Below are 12,998 nucleotides of genomic sequence, written 5' to 3'. Positions count from 1 at the left end.
TGAAATACAAAAAATGCAATTGGATAAAGATCATTTTTTAGAGGTTGCAAAAACTATTGCCTCCATTGTGCCAAAACGGCAGTGACCAGTTTCAGTACTTATAGCTTTTTTCTCGTTATTGAGTTAATGAGGTGCGAAGTATCTTAGGGGGTCAATCAAGATCTAGTTATGCAGCCATAAAGCCGATGATCCTTATTGTTTTTTCCACGCCCTTCCGCCCGGGCCTAAATACTATGAATGGTTAGCAAAGGGGCGTAAGCGGACGAAGTGAGACGTCTTTGGCCGATTGCTGTCGCTCATAGATGACCACTTCCGGCCTCACCACCGGAGGCAGGCTCAGCGCCGCTACTGCAACCTTTATGTTCACCCCGCTTCCGTGGTTGCGAGAAAAGGGGACAGATCTATTTTCTAAAAATAGATCAGTCCCTATTTTGGAGAAACAGTAATGGCCGCCAGTTTTGCGACACAAGCAACTGCTCAGGAGATTAAGCCGGGCGAGTTCATGTGCCCTATACCGGTGGCTGTGAATGATCGAGTTGCTACTCGTGAGGCGATTATCAAACGGGTTCGGGATTTGAAGGTCACGTTTGTCGAGCGCTCGTCCTGGAAAGCGTTGGATGGCAAGAAGGACATGGTCAAGGATTGGGACTACACCATGATCGCTTTGCACCACGCGGGCCGCAGCCATAGCTGCACTCCCGGTGCAGAGCAGATGCAAGAAATCCAGAAAGGACACCTGAGCCAGAAGTACGACGATATTGGCTACCACTACGGAATTGATTGCACTGGGCAGGTCTTTGAAGGTCGTGACATTCGGCTTCAGGGTTCAAGTGTTCTGAAATACAACACGGGGCTGATTGGCATCGTCCTGCTTGAAAACCTGACGACACCGGAGGAGGGTGGCGATTGGGTCGCCAAAGGTCGGGTGGCTCTGGATAGCATCGGTTACAGCACCACAAACGTTATTCCCAAAGAGCAAATCGTTTCGCTGATGCACCTGATCGATGCATTGAAAAGCGTTTTTTTATCAAGAATTTTGGTGGTCACCGGGAATATCCAGGACAAGGCTCTGAAGGAAAAATTTGTCCTGGCAACATTGGAATGGAGCTGGTCAGAAATATCCGAGCTAAAACCCAACTGCTTCCACCGCCGGCGCCACAGCAATGAAAAAGCTTTTAATCGCAGCAATCCTCGTCGTAGTAACCGTGCTCTATGTCGGCTACTACGAAGCGATTGAGGACGGAGACATCGAGACCATCGTTTTCATCAAGAAGCATCCGACGTTTCAGATGAAGTTCTACAACATCCACGCCAACGATGGAGAGATCAGGAAGGTAGAGCGCCTGACAGCAGAGGAGCGGGGGTGGATTATTGATTACTGCAGGTATCGCTTGGGAATCGACACAGACCTGAAGACTCAGGATGACGTCGAGATGTGCCGCAAAAAATAGAAATGCTCATTTGGCCGAGGTCGTCAGTCACACCTGACAACCTCGGCCATTTTCTTTTCGGCAGTTGGGCTACGGCGCTCAGACGCTTACGCTTTCACCTCAACATGATCCAGCGCCTGATTCACCGCCAACTCACTCAACATCACCAACTGCGCAATCCCGATCGCAGTCTTGCGATGGGCCGGTTCCAGCGTGGCAGCAAAGTTGTTGAGCATTTCGCTGGCCGATCCCAGTGATTCGCTGGCGTTGGCCAGCAGGGATTCGGTGTTGTAGGCAGGATTGGCCAGGTACATGGGGTCGTGTTTGTGGTGGCTGCCCATGATGCGTTGTTGTGGGGTGAGGTAGTGGTCGAGAGCGCGTTCGGCGGCTTCGTTGAGGGTTCGGGAGTCGGGGAATTTGTAGGGTGAAACCGGATCGGTTTCGGGGGGATTTGGTGTCGGTTTGAACATAGATGAAACTCCTCATGCTTCAAAAAGGGAGGCCATCCAATTTCGCTACCAAACGAAGGTGGCGGCCATGCTCAGGTTGGTAGACCGGCACATGAGGAACCCGGCGCACCCGAAGGTGCCCTGTGCATGACCACCATAAAGCCGAGACGAAACGACGCCACGAATGGTGATGCTGTGCAGAACTCATGTGCGGGCTACCAAACCCGATCACTGTTTTTCAGTGACCTGGAAACGATAAGACCCGCACCCCAGACGCACAAGCCGGCGGATTCTGGCGTAGTCGTAGGCAATGACGCAAGGCGTTGTAGCCTTGAGGAAGTAACGATGGGTGTCTTTAAACACCGTTCATGCAGTCGGTTAAACGGGCGGGTCAAAAGCGGCCCTCGCCTTGGCCCTCCCGATACGTCGGACCGCCCGGAGGGAGAGGGGACTGACCGGGTTGGCTGGCGCCATACGTCGACCTGAACATCCGAGGCAGCTATGGATTCAGAGGCGAGCGCTCTAGTCGTTGGATCACGCTCCATCCCATCGGCCATCGGCCATCGGCGTCGTGGCGTGATCGAAACAGGTATGCATAAATGCATTGATTAAATATGCGTTGATGCATATTCTTGCCTCCAGCCGGCTCCACAAGCCGTCTAAAAACGAATCGCTCCAACCCCATCGCAACCCGTCCTCAACACCACAGGTTGCCAACCAGCCCCGCCAGCCGCGGGGCTTTTTCCACGCAAAAGGATTTATGCCCAATGACAGGAAACACCACAAACCTCGCCACCCAGATTGATTGCATGACGGTCGATATCCTCGAAGATCTACGCGCCGTTAGTTCGGCCACGTACAAGAAGGTTTCAACGCTTGGCTTTCATGCTCGCGGAGATGGAGGGCATGCCGAGTACGTTTTGGACACAACAGGCACGACGGCCAAGGAGGCAAGCCCGATGGTTATCGTCGCGACCGATGGTGGCCGTTGGAAGTTGATGCACGACGGTAATGTCACCGCCGAGCAGTGTGGCTTCAAACGCGATGGTTCGGTGAATATCCAAAGTGTCTTGAATCTGGCGAACGCTGCAGTGACGGCTGCAGGCGCGAGAATCCTGTGGGGTTACGGCACTTACGTCTGTGAGTTCATCCAGATCATTCCTAACATGTCCTGGGTTGGCAAAGGGCAGTTCTTTACCATTCTCAAGGCCAATGGTGGCTTGAACACGGATTTCATTTCTTCGAATTTCAACGTCAACACGAACAACGTTTCGATTGTCGGTATGCAGTTCGACGGCAACCGGGCCAACAACACCAGCGGAAACACCTTTGCCCTCAAAGGCGCCAAGCAGACTCTGCGACAGGTCACGATTACACAGTCTGCCTACCATGGGTTGGTCACTGATTTCGACATCATTGACGGTGAGCGCAAGCTGGGTTTTGAAAGTACGTATGAAGACATCCTGATTGACACAACGGGTCGCCATGGCTGGTTGTACAACGGCCCGACCGACTCCTCGATGACTAACGTCACGTTGCTGGACTGTGGAGTTTCCGCGGATAACTCCTTTTTTGGGTTGTACGCGAGCAGGAACTTCAGAGCGGATAACCTGCATCCCTGGAACCGTTCTTCTACCAGCAATGTTCCAGCGGCGTCGGTTTATATCGATCAATCGGCACCCGGTTGTACGGCTGTCAACTCACACTTTGAGGGCGGTCACTGTCCGCTCAAGATTATCAGTAACCAGAACACTTTCAGCGCCTGCGATTACTACGCGACCCGTGGCACCTATTGCATTGAAAACTATGGGACGGCGAACAAGATCAGTGGTGTGCTTGGAGCGACAGCGGCGGCGGTGAACCCTGATTACATAGGTATTCGTATGGAGGGGGCGGGTAACATGGTTGAACTCACCGACGGTGGCTGTGTGAACGGCGCGATCGACTTTAAGGGCAGCCAGGGCGGCAACTTTGTCAGGATTTCTGGTTACAGAAGTTCGGGTGTTCTGCGTACCGACGTTCTCCCCCATCCGGCAGACGACGTGCTTCTTGTCATTCTTGGTGCGGGCGGCGGGGTGCTTTCAAAACCCTACTCGGCCTGATAAACGGGAGGGTCAAGAGCGGCCCTCACCCTAGCCCTCTCCCGGAGGGAGAGGGGACTGACCGAGGTGTCTTGCGCTTTACATCGACCTGAGAGACCGAGTTGATTATGGATTCAACGCGGTACGTGCAAGTTGGTTTAGATCTTTAGGTCGGTGTCGGAAATATCCTACGCTGATTCATTTGCCATCGAGGGGCCGACATTTAAGGCGGGCTCGGGCTAGGGATTCTCGGGGCGGCTAAGCAACGTCTCCAGCCGAGCCAGCGGCGGCGCATCTTGGTTGCGGTCAAACACCTGAACTCCAACCTTGAGCAACCGTCCATTCTCCGCCCCCCCAATCACCTGCTCACACCGCAACAACAACCGCCCCTGATCACACTCCATCGCCTTAACCCCCATCGGCAATTTCCCTTCCAACCGAAGTTCAGCCATCCGACTCTGCGCCGCAATCATCGCAATCGAGCGATCCCGCAATATCCCGCTGCTCTGCGTCATCAACCCCGCCACGCGCACGGCGGCGGACATGGCGACGGCGATGATCGCCAGCGCCACGAGCACTTCAATCAGGGTGAATCCGGCTTGCGGGGAGGGGGTGCGCATCGGGGTCTCGGGCGGTCGGGCAGCCCTTGACGCTAACGCCCGTGCTTGACGGCTTGACGACGAAAACACCCGAGGATTTTCAACATCCCTGACATATCTTCTTGCAACACTGCGCGTCGAATCGAATCAAGCCAGGGAATGACGAGATGGATATCGCGCAGTTCAAACAGCCCAATCGACCGAGCCGGATGCCCCGTGGGCAGCAGGGTTTCACGCTGATCGAGATCATGGTGGTGGTGGTGATTCTCGGGATTCTGGCGGCGATGGTGGTACCCAAGGTGCTCGATCGGCCGGATCAGGCGCGGGCCACGGCGGCGAAGCAGGACATTGGCGGGTTGATGCAGGCGCTGAAGCTGTATCGCCTCGATCACGGCACTTACCCGAGCCAGAGTCAGGGCCTGAAGGTGCTGGTCGAGCGGCCGGCCGATGCGAAGAACACCAACTGGCGCTCGTACCTGGAGCGCCTGCCGAATGACCCGTGGGGTCGTCCTTATCAGTACCTCAATCCCGGTGCCAACGGCGAAATCGACATCTTTTCCCTCGGCGCCGACGGCCAGCCTGACGGCGATGGCGTGAATGCCGACATCGGTTCCTGGCAGTTGTAAGGCCGGTCATGAACAGCCAATCGAACCAGCAGGGGATGGCGATCATCAGTGCGCTGCTGATTGCGGCGGTGGTCGCGGTGATCGCCGCCGGCATGCTGACGCGCCAGAGCGTTGCGACCCGGGCGCTGGAAGCCGAACAACTGCGCGTGCAGGGCCGCTGGGTGTTGCACGGCGGGTTGGAGATCAGTCGGCAATTGTTGTGGGATGCGCGGCAGCGCGATCCGCTGACCCGACTCGATCAACCTTGGGCGCAGTTGTTGAACACCCAGGGTTTCGAGGGGCGGCTGGAGGACGAGCAGGGCAAGTTCAACCTGCGCAATCTGGTGGCCAACGAGCGGATCGATGACGCGCAGGTGCAGGCGTTCGAGCGCTTGTGCGAGTTGATCGGTGTCAGCAGCGGCTTGAGCCGGCGCATCAGTCAGCGGGTGATCGGCTCTTATCCGCACCTGTTGAATGCCCAAGTGGTGGACAAGCCTGTGGCGAAAAACACTTTCGACAGTGGGCGCGCCACGTCGCCGTCCGCTTCGCGCAAACCGCAATCGCCGACCTTGCCGATGCTGCGCACGCTTGAAGACTTGCGCAGTGTCGACGGGGTCAACGATGCGCTGTTGGCGAAACTCGCGCCGTACCTGACGGTGATTCCGGCGACCACCTGGCTCAACGGCAACACGGCCACCGCGCCGGTGTTGGCGGCTTACGTGCCGGGGCTGTCGCTGGAGCGGGCGCAGGCGTTGATCAATGAGCGTGACGCCGGGCGCTGGTTTATCAATCGCGGGGACTTCGTCAATCGCCTGCGACTGCCGCAACTGGAGATCACCAGCGTCAAGGTCGGCATCACCAGCGACTGGTTCCGGCTGCGCGGGCAGGCGCGGCGCGATCAGCGGCGGGTCAGCCTCGATGCGTTGCTGCATCGCAGTCAGGATCGTCTGCCGCAAGTGATCTGGTCGCGGGTGGGCGTATGAGCCAGTTGCGCGTGAGTTTGCCGCCGCTGGCGGAGCTGGGTCTCGACAGTGAAGTGGATGCTGCTTGGCTGGATCGTCAGGGGCAGGTCGTTCGCCAGGAACGCGTGCGGCTTGGTGCGCTGCCGAAGCAACCGCTGGTGTGCTTTCTGCACCCGTCGGACAGCCTGCTGGCGAGCATTGATCTGCCGCCGCTGCCTGCAAGCAAAACTGCTGCCGCTGTGCAATGTGCGGCGCAGGCCTTGATGCTCGGCGACAGCGCCGAGATGCACATCGCCCACAGCGCTCGCAATGAAAGCGGCCAGGTGCAGATTGCCTGGGTAGCACGCAAGGATTTGCAGCACCTCGGGCAGTTTGGTTTGAACCTCAAAGGCCTGTACCCGGCGGCCTACAGTTTGCCGGTGATGGCGGGCGGCGTCGGTTGCCTGCACGACGATCATCTGTTGCTGCGCCACGGCCCGAATGCGGCGCAGGTGCAGCCGATGATCGACGAGGCATGGTTGCTGGAAACCGGTCTGCCGGCGCACTGGATCGGTGATGGCGCACCGGAGGCGGTGCAATCGACCTTGGCCGACACGCAGCGAAACGCCGGCCCGTTGCCGAATTGGGGCCTGCACGGCGGCCTCCAGCAACCGGGCACCGAACATCGCGGCTGGGGTAGGGCGCTCGGTTGCTGTGCGCTGGCGCTGGCGGTGTGGGTGATCGGTTTGAACCTGTACGCCGCCCGCGAGGCCGGGCAGGGTCAGCAGCTCAAGGCGCAGATGGCGCAACGGGTGAAGCAGTCGTTCCCCGAGTTGCCGGTGATCCTCAATCCGCTGCAACAGGCGCGTCAGCAAATCGCGGCTCGCCAGCAAGGCGCGGTGGATGCGCCGGGGCAGGATTTCACGCGGCTGGTGTCGCAGGCCGGCAGCGGCATGCCGTCCATGGCCGGTACGGTGCAGCGGCTGGAGTTTGTCGACGGCGCGCTGCAACTGAGTCTGCTGCCCGAAGCCCGGCGTTCGGGCAACGACAAGGGCTGGCAAGACACGCTGGCCCAGGCCGGCATCAGCATCAGCCCGAATGACGACGGCTGGGTCCTGCGCCCGGCCGGCGAGGCGACCGCCGCCACCGACAACGACGACAGCAGCGGAGCCGAAGATGAATAGCCCATCGCTTGCGAAATACCGCGCCGGTTGGCAGCGCTTCAATACCCAGTTGCAGGCCCGTTGGCAGCCGTTGGCCTTGCGGGAAAAACGTATGGTCGGCGGGATGGCGGCGCTGTTGTTGGGGCTGTTTGTGTGGGTGGCGTTGGTTCAACCGCCGCTGAAGAAGATCGCCACCTCACAAGTCGAAACGCCGAAACTGCGCGCCCAGGCCGAAGCGCTGGAAGTGCTGTTGCGCGACGTCAGCGTGCGCCCCGACGGGCAAAACCTGGAGCAGTCGCTGCAACAGACCTTGCAGGCCAGCGGACTGGGCGGCCATTACCAATTGGCGGCCGCGTCCGCCGGCTGGCAGTTGACCTTCGACGCGGCACCCGCCGACTCCGTGCTCGACTGGCTGCTGAGCCAACCCCGGAATTTTTCACTGCAAGTGGTCGAGGCTCGTTTGCAACGCGCAGACGACGCCGCGACCAATGACACCGCCGGCACTCTGTCGGGCACCGTACGCATGGATCAGGCGCTGGGCGCTAAGGAAGCTTCATGAAGGGGTCAGGATCCAAACGCATGGCGTTGCCGATGCTGTTGATGGCATTGAGCGCGTGCAGCAACACCACACCACCGAATCAACCGCCGCTGCTGGTGGACAGCGAACTCGGTCGGCCGTTGGCCAACACTCAGCGCAGCGGCGACGCGGTGCTCGACCGCGAGCGTGCGCAGGCACAGGTAAAACCGGCGCCAAAGCAGTTGCACAACATCACCGAACGCGCCCGCAGTGGCGGTTCGGCACGGGGCACAACGTTGCCGGCTAATCCGTTGGGCGATCAACCGGTGACGCTGAATTTTGTCGATGCGGATATTCAAGCGGTGGTGCGGGCGTTGTCGCGCTCCACCGGCCAGCAGTTTCTGGTGGATCCACGGGTCAAGGGCAATCTGACGCTGGTCTCCGAAGGCCAGGTGCCGGCGCATCAGGCCTACGACATGCTGCTGGCGGCGCTGCGCATGCAGGGCTTCAGCGTGGTGGATGTCGGCGGTGTGGCGCAGGTGGTGCCGGAGGCCGACGCCAAGTTGCTCGGCGGGCCGATCTACAGCGCCGACAAACCGGCCGGCAACGGCATGCTCACCCGCACGTTCCGCCTGCAATACGAGAACGCGGTGAACCTGATTCCGGTGCTGCGCCCGATCGTGTCGCCGAACAACCCGATCAACGCCTATCCGGGTAACAACACCATCGTCGTCACCGATTACGCCGAGAACCTGACGCGGGTCGCGCAACTGATTCAGGGCATCGACACCCCGAGCGCCATCGACACTGACGTGGTGCAGATCCAGAACGGTATCGCCGCCGACATCGCGCCGATGGTTGCCGACCTGCTTGATGCACCGGGCAATGATCCGACGCAGAAAATCGCGGTGATCGGCGACCCGCGCTCCAACACCATCATCATCCGCGCCGGTAGCCCCGAGCGCACGGAGCTGGCGCGCAACCTGATCTACAAACTCGACAACGCGCAAAGCAATCCGAGCAACCTGCACGTGGTGTATCTGCGCAACGCCCAGGCCGGCAAACTGGCCCAGGCGCTGCGCGGATTGCTCACCGGCGAGAGCGACAGCGGCACCAGCGACAATGCGCGCTCGGTGCTCAGCAACATGGGCAGCTCCACCAACTCGGGCGGCGGGCAGAACGGCCAGAGCGGTACGCAAACCAACGGCAGCACCTCGACCACCACCAGCGGCAGCACCGGCGGCAGTTACGCTCAGGGCAGCAGCGGCACCAGCGGCAGCGGCAATGCGCAGAACAGCGAACAGAACGTTGCCTTCAGCGCCGGCGGCGTGACCATTCAGGCCGATGCGACCACTAACACCTTGCTGATTTCCGCGCCGGAGCCGCTGTACCGCAACCTGCGCGAAGTGATTGACCTGCTCGATCAGCGCCGCGCGCAAGTGGTGATCGAAAGCCTGATTGTCGAAGTCGGCGAGGACGACGCCAGTGAATTCGGCGTGCAATGGCAGACCGGCAACCTCGGCGGCAAAGGCGTGATTGGCGGCGCCAACCTCGGCGGCTCGGGGATCAACGTCAACGGCAAGACCAGCCTCGATGTGCTGCCACAAGGCCTGAACCTCGGCTACGTCAACGGCACCGTCGACATCCCCGGCATCGGCAAGATCCTCGACCTGAAAGTGCTGGCCCGGGCGTTGAAGAGCAAGGGCGGCACCAACGTGCTGTCGACGCCGAACCTGCTGACCCTGGACAACGAAGCGGCGAGCATTTTCGTCGGCCAGACCATCCCGTTTGTCAGCGGCAGTTACGTCACCGGCGGCGGGGGCACCAGCAACAACCCGTTCCAGACCGTGACCCGCGAAGAGGTCGGTTTGAAGCTCAACGTGCGGCCGCAGATTTCCGAGGGCGGCACGGTGAAGCTCGACATCTATCAGGAAGTCAGCAGCATCGACGAACGCGCCTCGGCGGCGGCCAATTCGGCGGGGATCGTCACCAGCAAACGCGCGCTCGACACCAGCATCCTGCTCGATGACGGGCAGATCATGGTGCTCGGCGGTCTGCTGCAGGACGGCTACAGCCAGAGCAATGACGCGGTGCCATGGCTGTCGAGCATTCCGGGGCTGGGCGCGCTGTTTCGCAACGAACGCCGCTCGATCACCAAGACCAACCTGATGGTGTTCCTGCGCCCGTACATCATCCGCGACAGCGCGGCGGGGCGCAGCATCACGCTGAACCGTTACGACTTCATGCGCCGCGCCCAGGGCGGTCTGCAACCGGAGCGTAGCTGGGCGATGCCGGACATGCAGGCGCCGCAGTTGCCGGCCACTGCCCAAGGCGTGCCGGCACCGGTGTCCGGCCCCCGCGCGACGATCAAAGCGGTGCCGCTGCAATGAGCGCATTGCCTTACGCCTGGGCCAAGGCGCAGCGGATTCTGCTGCGCGACGGCGTGCTGACGGTGTGCCCGTCGACGCCGGGCTGGTCGATCAGCGAGGTGCGTCGACAGTTCGGCGCGGCCAGGCTTGAGCGGGTGCGCGATGACGAACTCGACGGTTTGCTCGCCACGGCCTACGCCGACACCGGCAGCGCGGCGGCGGTGGTCGGCGCGGCGGAAAACGAAGTCGACCTCGACCGCCTGATGCAGGACATGCCGGAAATCACCGACCTGCTCGACACCCAGGACGGCGCGCCGGTGATCCGCATGATCAACGCCTTGCTCACGCAAGCGGCGCGGGACGAGGCCAGCGACATTCACATCGAACCGTTCGAAACCCATTCGGTGGTGCGCTACCGGGTCGACGGCACCCTGCGCGACGTGGTCTCGCCGCGCAAGGCATTGCACGGTGCGCTGGTGTCGCGGATCAAAATCATGGCCCAGCTCGACATCGCGGAAAAACGCCTGCCACAGGACGGCCGCATTGCGTTGCGCGTAGCAGGGCGGCCGATCGACATTCGTGTTTCCACCGTGCCCACCGGTCATGGCGAGCGGGTGGTGATGCGTCTGTTGGACAAGCAGGCCGGGCGTTTGCATCTGGAAACCCTGGGCATGGATGCGCAGGTGCTGGCCAAGCTCGATCACCTGATCCGCCAGCCCCACGGCATCGTGCTGGTCACCGGCCCGACCGGTAGCGGCAAGACCACCAGCCTCTACGCGGCACTGGCGCGGCTGGATGCGAGCACCAGCAACATCCTCACCGTAGAAGACCCGGTGGAATACGACTTGCCGGGCATCAGCCAGATTCAGGTCAACGCCAAGATCGACATGACGTTTGCCCTGGCATTGCGGGCGATTCTGCGGCAAGACCCGGACATCATCATGATCGGCGAAATCCGTGACCTCGAAACCGCGCAGATCGCGGTGCAGGCTTCGCTGACCGGTCACCTGGTGCTCGCGACTCTGCACACCAACGATGCGGTGTCGGCGGTCAACCGCTTGGTCGACATGGGCGTCGAGCCGTTTCTGTTGGCCTCGTCGATGCTCGGCGTGTTGGCTCAGCGCCTGGTGCGGCGGCTGTGCAATCAGTGCAAACAGGAAGACCCGGCCACGCCCGGCACCTGGCGCCCGGTCGGTTGTGCGGCGTGCAATCACACCGGTTACAGCGGCCGGACCGGCATTCATGAGTTGTTCTGCATCGACGACGACATCCGCACCCTGATTCACCAAGGCGCAGGGGAGCAGGCGTTGCGCGCGGCGGCGAGCAAGGCCGGGATGTTCAGCCTGCGCGAGGACGGCGAGCGCTGGATTCGCAGCGGTGCCACGGCCCCTGAAGAAATCCTTCGTGTGACACGGGACGCCTGATGAATCGCTATCGTTTTGAAGCCGCCGATGCCAGCGGCAAGATCGAGTCCGGGCATCTGGAGGCGGACAGTCAGGGCGCTGCGTTTGGCGTGCTGCGCGGGCGTGGTTTGACGGCGTTGTCGGTGGAGAAGGAAAGCAATGTCTCCCAACATGGCGGCGGTGGAATGTTCAGCGCCAGAATGTCGGACAACGATCTGGCGTGGGCCACGCGGCAACTGTCGAGCCTGCTTGGCGCCAGTCTGCCGCTGGAGGCGGCGCTGAGCGCCACGGTCGAACAGGCCGAGAAAAAACACATCGCTCACACACTCAGCGCCGTACGTGCCGACGTGCGCAGCGGCATGCGCCTGGCCGAAGCGCTGGCGGCGCGACCACGGGATTTTCCGGAGATTTACCGGGCGCTGATCGCGGCGGGCGAGGAGTCCGGTGATCTGGCGCAGGTGATGGAGCGGCTGGCGGATTACATCGAGGAGCGCAACAACCTGCGCGGCAAGATTCTCACCGCGTTCATCTATCCGGGCGTGGTCGGGCTGGTGTCGATCGGCATCGTGATTTTCCTGCTCAGCTACGTGGTGCCGCAGGTGGTCAGCGCGTTTTCCCAGGCGCGGCAGGATCTGCCGGGGCTGACTTTGGCGATGCTCAATGCCAGTGATTTCATCCGGGCGTGGGGCTGGTTGTGCGCAGGCGTCATGGCCGGTGCGTTCTGGAGCTGGCGCCTGTATTTACGCAATCCGGCGGCGCGTTTGAGTTGGCATCATCGGGTGCTGAAATTGCCGCTGATCGGGCGTTTCGTACTGGGGCTGAACACTGCACGGTTTGCCTCGACGCTGGCGATTCTCGGCGGTGCGGGGGTGCCGTTGTTGCGAGCGCTGGAAGCGGCGCGGCAGACCTTGTCCAATGATCGTCTGAGCCTGAGCGTCAATGAGGCCACCGCCAAAGTGCGCGAGGGCGTCAACCTGGCGGCTGCGCTGAAAGTGGAGAACGTGTTTCCCCCAGTGCTGATTCACCTGATCGCCAGCGGCGAGAAAACCGGTGCGCTGCCGCCGATGCTCGAACGTGCTGCGCAAACCCTGTCCCGCGATATCGAGCGCCGGGCGATGGGCATGACCGCTCTGCTTGAGCCACTAATGATCGTGGTGATGGGCGGGGTAGTGCTGGTGATTGTGATGGCGGTGCTGTTGCCGATCATTGAGATCAACCAGTTGGTGCAGTAGTAGTGTGTCTGTTGGTTGGATGTTGTCTGTGCGGGCGCTATCGCTGGCAAGCCAGCTCCCACAGATTTTTTGTGTTGGGAAGAAAATTACATTAACAACACCGACCACTGTGGGAGCTGGCTTGCCAGCGATAGGGCCAGTCAGAGCAATAAATAATTCAGCATTTTTGCAAAGGATTCTCCATCACCCGAGCCTCGATCCAGCCATCC

The 12,998-nt window shown here is 60.7% G+C and carries 12 protein-coding genes; 10 read left to right on the top strand and 2 right to left on the bottom strand.

The window, feature by feature from the left end; translation table 11 throughout:
• Positions 1-445: 445 nt before the first annotated feature.
• Positions 446-1,237, top strand: a complete 792-nt coding sequence (locus EIY71_RS17230; RefSeq protein ID WP_256661096.1) for an N-acetylmuramoyl-L-alanine amidase — start codon at positions 446-448, stop codon at positions 1,235-1,237.
• Positions 1,164-1,451 (top strand): hypothetical protein, encoded by a 288-nt coding sequence (locus EIY71_RS17225; RefSeq protein WP_134022443.1) that lies wholly within the window; start codon positions 1,164-1,166, stop codon positions 1,449-1,451. The genes EIY71_RS17230 and EIY71_RS17225 overlap by 74 nt, the downstream gene beginning before the upstream one ends.
• A gap of 86 nt (positions 1,452-1,537) precedes the next feature.
• Here EIY71_RS17225 and EIY71_RS17220 read toward each other — a convergent pair whose 3' ends face one another.
• The gene (locus EIY71_RS17220) at positions 1,538-1,900 is read right to left on the bottom strand and encodes a DUF6124 family protein (RefSeq protein ID WP_007959368.1); all 363 of its coding nucleotides are present in this window, start codon (positions 1,898-1,900) and stop codon (positions 1,538-1,540) included.
• 746 nt (positions 1,901-2,646) lie between these two features.
• On the opposite strand from EIY71_RS17220, the gene EIY71_RS17215 reads away from it, so the two are divergent.
• The gene (locus EIY71_RS17215; protein ID WP_134022441.1) at positions 2,647-3,981 is read left to right on the top strand and encodes a hypothetical protein; all 1,335 of its coding nucleotides are present in this window, start codon (positions 2,647-2,649) and stop codon (positions 3,979-3,981) included.
• 218 nt (positions 3,982-4,199) lie between these two features.
• On the opposite strand, the gene gspI is transcribed toward EIY71_RS17215, so the two are convergent.
• Entirely contained in the window at positions 4,200-4,580 is a 381-nt protein-coding gene (gspI, locus tag EIY71_RS17210; protein WP_134022439.1) for a type II secretion system minor pseudopilin GspI, read from the bottom strand.
• A 146-nt stretch (positions 4,581-4,726) separates the two neighbouring features.
• On the opposite strand from gspI, the gene gspG reads away from it, so the two are divergent.
• Genes gspG through gspF form a run of 7 tightly spaced genes read left to right on the top strand, consistent with a single transcriptional unit; the run spans position 4,727 to position 12,789 of the window.
• Entirely contained in the window at positions 4,727-5,185 is a 459-nt protein-coding gene (gspG, locus tag EIY71_RS17205) for a type II secretion system major pseudopilin GspG (RefSeq protein ID WP_007959380.1), read from the top strand.
• An 8-nt stretch (positions 5,186-5,193) separates the two neighbouring features.
• Positions 5,194-6,147 (top strand): type II secretion system minor pseudopilin GspK, encoded by a 954-nt coding sequence (gene gspK, locus EIY71_RS17200; protein WP_134022437.1) that lies wholly within the window; start codon positions 5,194-5,196, stop codon positions 6,145-6,147.
• Positions 6,144-7,289, top strand: coding sequence for a type II secretion system protein GspL (gspL, locus tag EIY71_RS17195; RefSeq protein WP_134022435.1), 1,146 nt, complete (start codon positions 6,144-6,146; stop codon positions 7,287-7,289). The genes gspK and gspL overlap by 4 nt, the downstream gene beginning before the upstream one ends.
• Positions 7,282-7,827, top strand: a complete 546-nt coding sequence (gene gspM, locus EIY71_RS17190) for a type II secretion system protein GspM (RefSeq protein ID WP_134022433.1) — start codon at positions 7,282-7,284, stop codon at positions 7,825-7,827. Before gspL ends, gspM begins: the two co-directional genes overlap by 8 nt.
• A complete protein-coding gene (gspD, locus tag EIY71_RS17185; protein ID WP_134022431.1) occupies positions 7,824-10,175 on the top strand; it encodes a type II secretion system secretin GspD in 2,352 nt (783 codons plus the stop codon). The genes gspM and gspD overlap by 4 nt, the downstream gene beginning before the upstream one ends.
• Positions 10,172-11,578: a type II secretion system ATPase GspE gene (gene gspE, locus EIY71_RS17180; protein WP_085646839.1), complete on the top strand. Its 1,407-nt coding sequence runs from the start codon at positions 10,172-10,174 to the stop codon at positions 11,576-11,578. The genes gspD and gspE overlap by 4 nt, the downstream gene beginning before the upstream one ends.
• Complete coding sequence (gspF, locus tag EIY71_RS17175; protein WP_102718838.1) at positions 11,578-12,789, top strand: type II secretion system inner membrane protein GspF; 1,212 nt, start codon at positions 11,578-11,580, stop codon at positions 12,787-12,789. The genes gspE and gspF overlap by 1 nt, the downstream gene beginning before the upstream one ends.
• The last annotated feature ends 209 nt before the right edge of the window (positions 12,790-12,998 follow it).

This window comes from Pseudomonas sp. CH235, assembly GCF_004368175.1.
In the GTDB taxonomy this organism is placed as follows: Bacteria; Pseudomonadota; Gammaproteobacteria; order Pseudomonadales; family Pseudomonadaceae; genus Aquipseudomonas; species Aquipseudomonas paraglycinae.
The sequence above is the reverse complement of the archived record's forward strand: the minus strand, read 5'-3'. Positions and strand labels throughout refer to the sequence as shown.

Bases quoted from the DNA above. Each gene is read 5' to 3' on its own strand.
- EIY71_RS17230 (WP_256661096.1), top strand. From the start codon at position 446: ATGGCCGCCAGTTTTGCGACACAAGCAACTGCTCAGGAGATTAAGCCG.
- EIY71_RS17225 (WP_134022443.1), top strand. From the start codon at position 1,164: ATGAAAAAGCTTTTAATCGCAGCAATCCTCGTCGTAGTAACCGTGCTC.
- EIY71_RS17220 (WP_007959368.1), bottom strand. From the start codon at position 1,900: ATGTTCAAACCGACACCAAATCCCCCCGAAACCGATCCGGTTTCACCC.
- EIY71_RS17215 (WP_134022441.1), top strand. From the start codon at position 2,647: ATGACAGGAAACACCACAAACCTCGCCACCCAGATTGATTGCATGACG.
- gspI (WP_134022439.1), bottom strand. From the start codon at position 4,580: ATGCGCACCCCCTCCCCGCAAGCCGGATTCACCCTGATTGAAGTGCTC.
- gspG (WP_007959380.1), top strand. From the start codon at position 4,727: ATGGATATCGCGCAGTTCAAACAGCCCAATCGACCGAGCCGGATGCCC.
- gspK (WP_134022437.1), top strand. From the start codon at position 5,194: ATGAACAGCCAATCGAACCAGCAGGGGATGGCGATCATCAGTGCGCTG.
- gspL (WP_134022435.1), top strand. From the start codon at position 6,144: ATGAGCCAGTTGCGCGTGAGTTTGCCGCCGCTGGCGGAGCTGGGTCTC.
- gspM (WP_134022433.1), top strand. From the start codon at position 7,282: ATGAATAGCCCATCGCTTGCGAAATACCGCGCCGGTTGGCAGCGCTTC.
- gspD (WP_134022431.1), top strand. From the start codon at position 7,824: ATGAAGGGGTCAGGATCCAAACGCATGGCGTTGCCGATGCTGTTGATG.
- gspE (WP_085646839.1), top strand. From the start codon at position 10,172: ATGAGCGCATTGCCTTACGCCTGGGCCAAGGCGCAGCGGATTCTGCTG.
- gspF (WP_102718838.1), top strand. From the start codon at position 11,578: ATGAATCGCTATCGTTTTGAAGCCGCCGATGCCAGCGGCAAGATCGAG.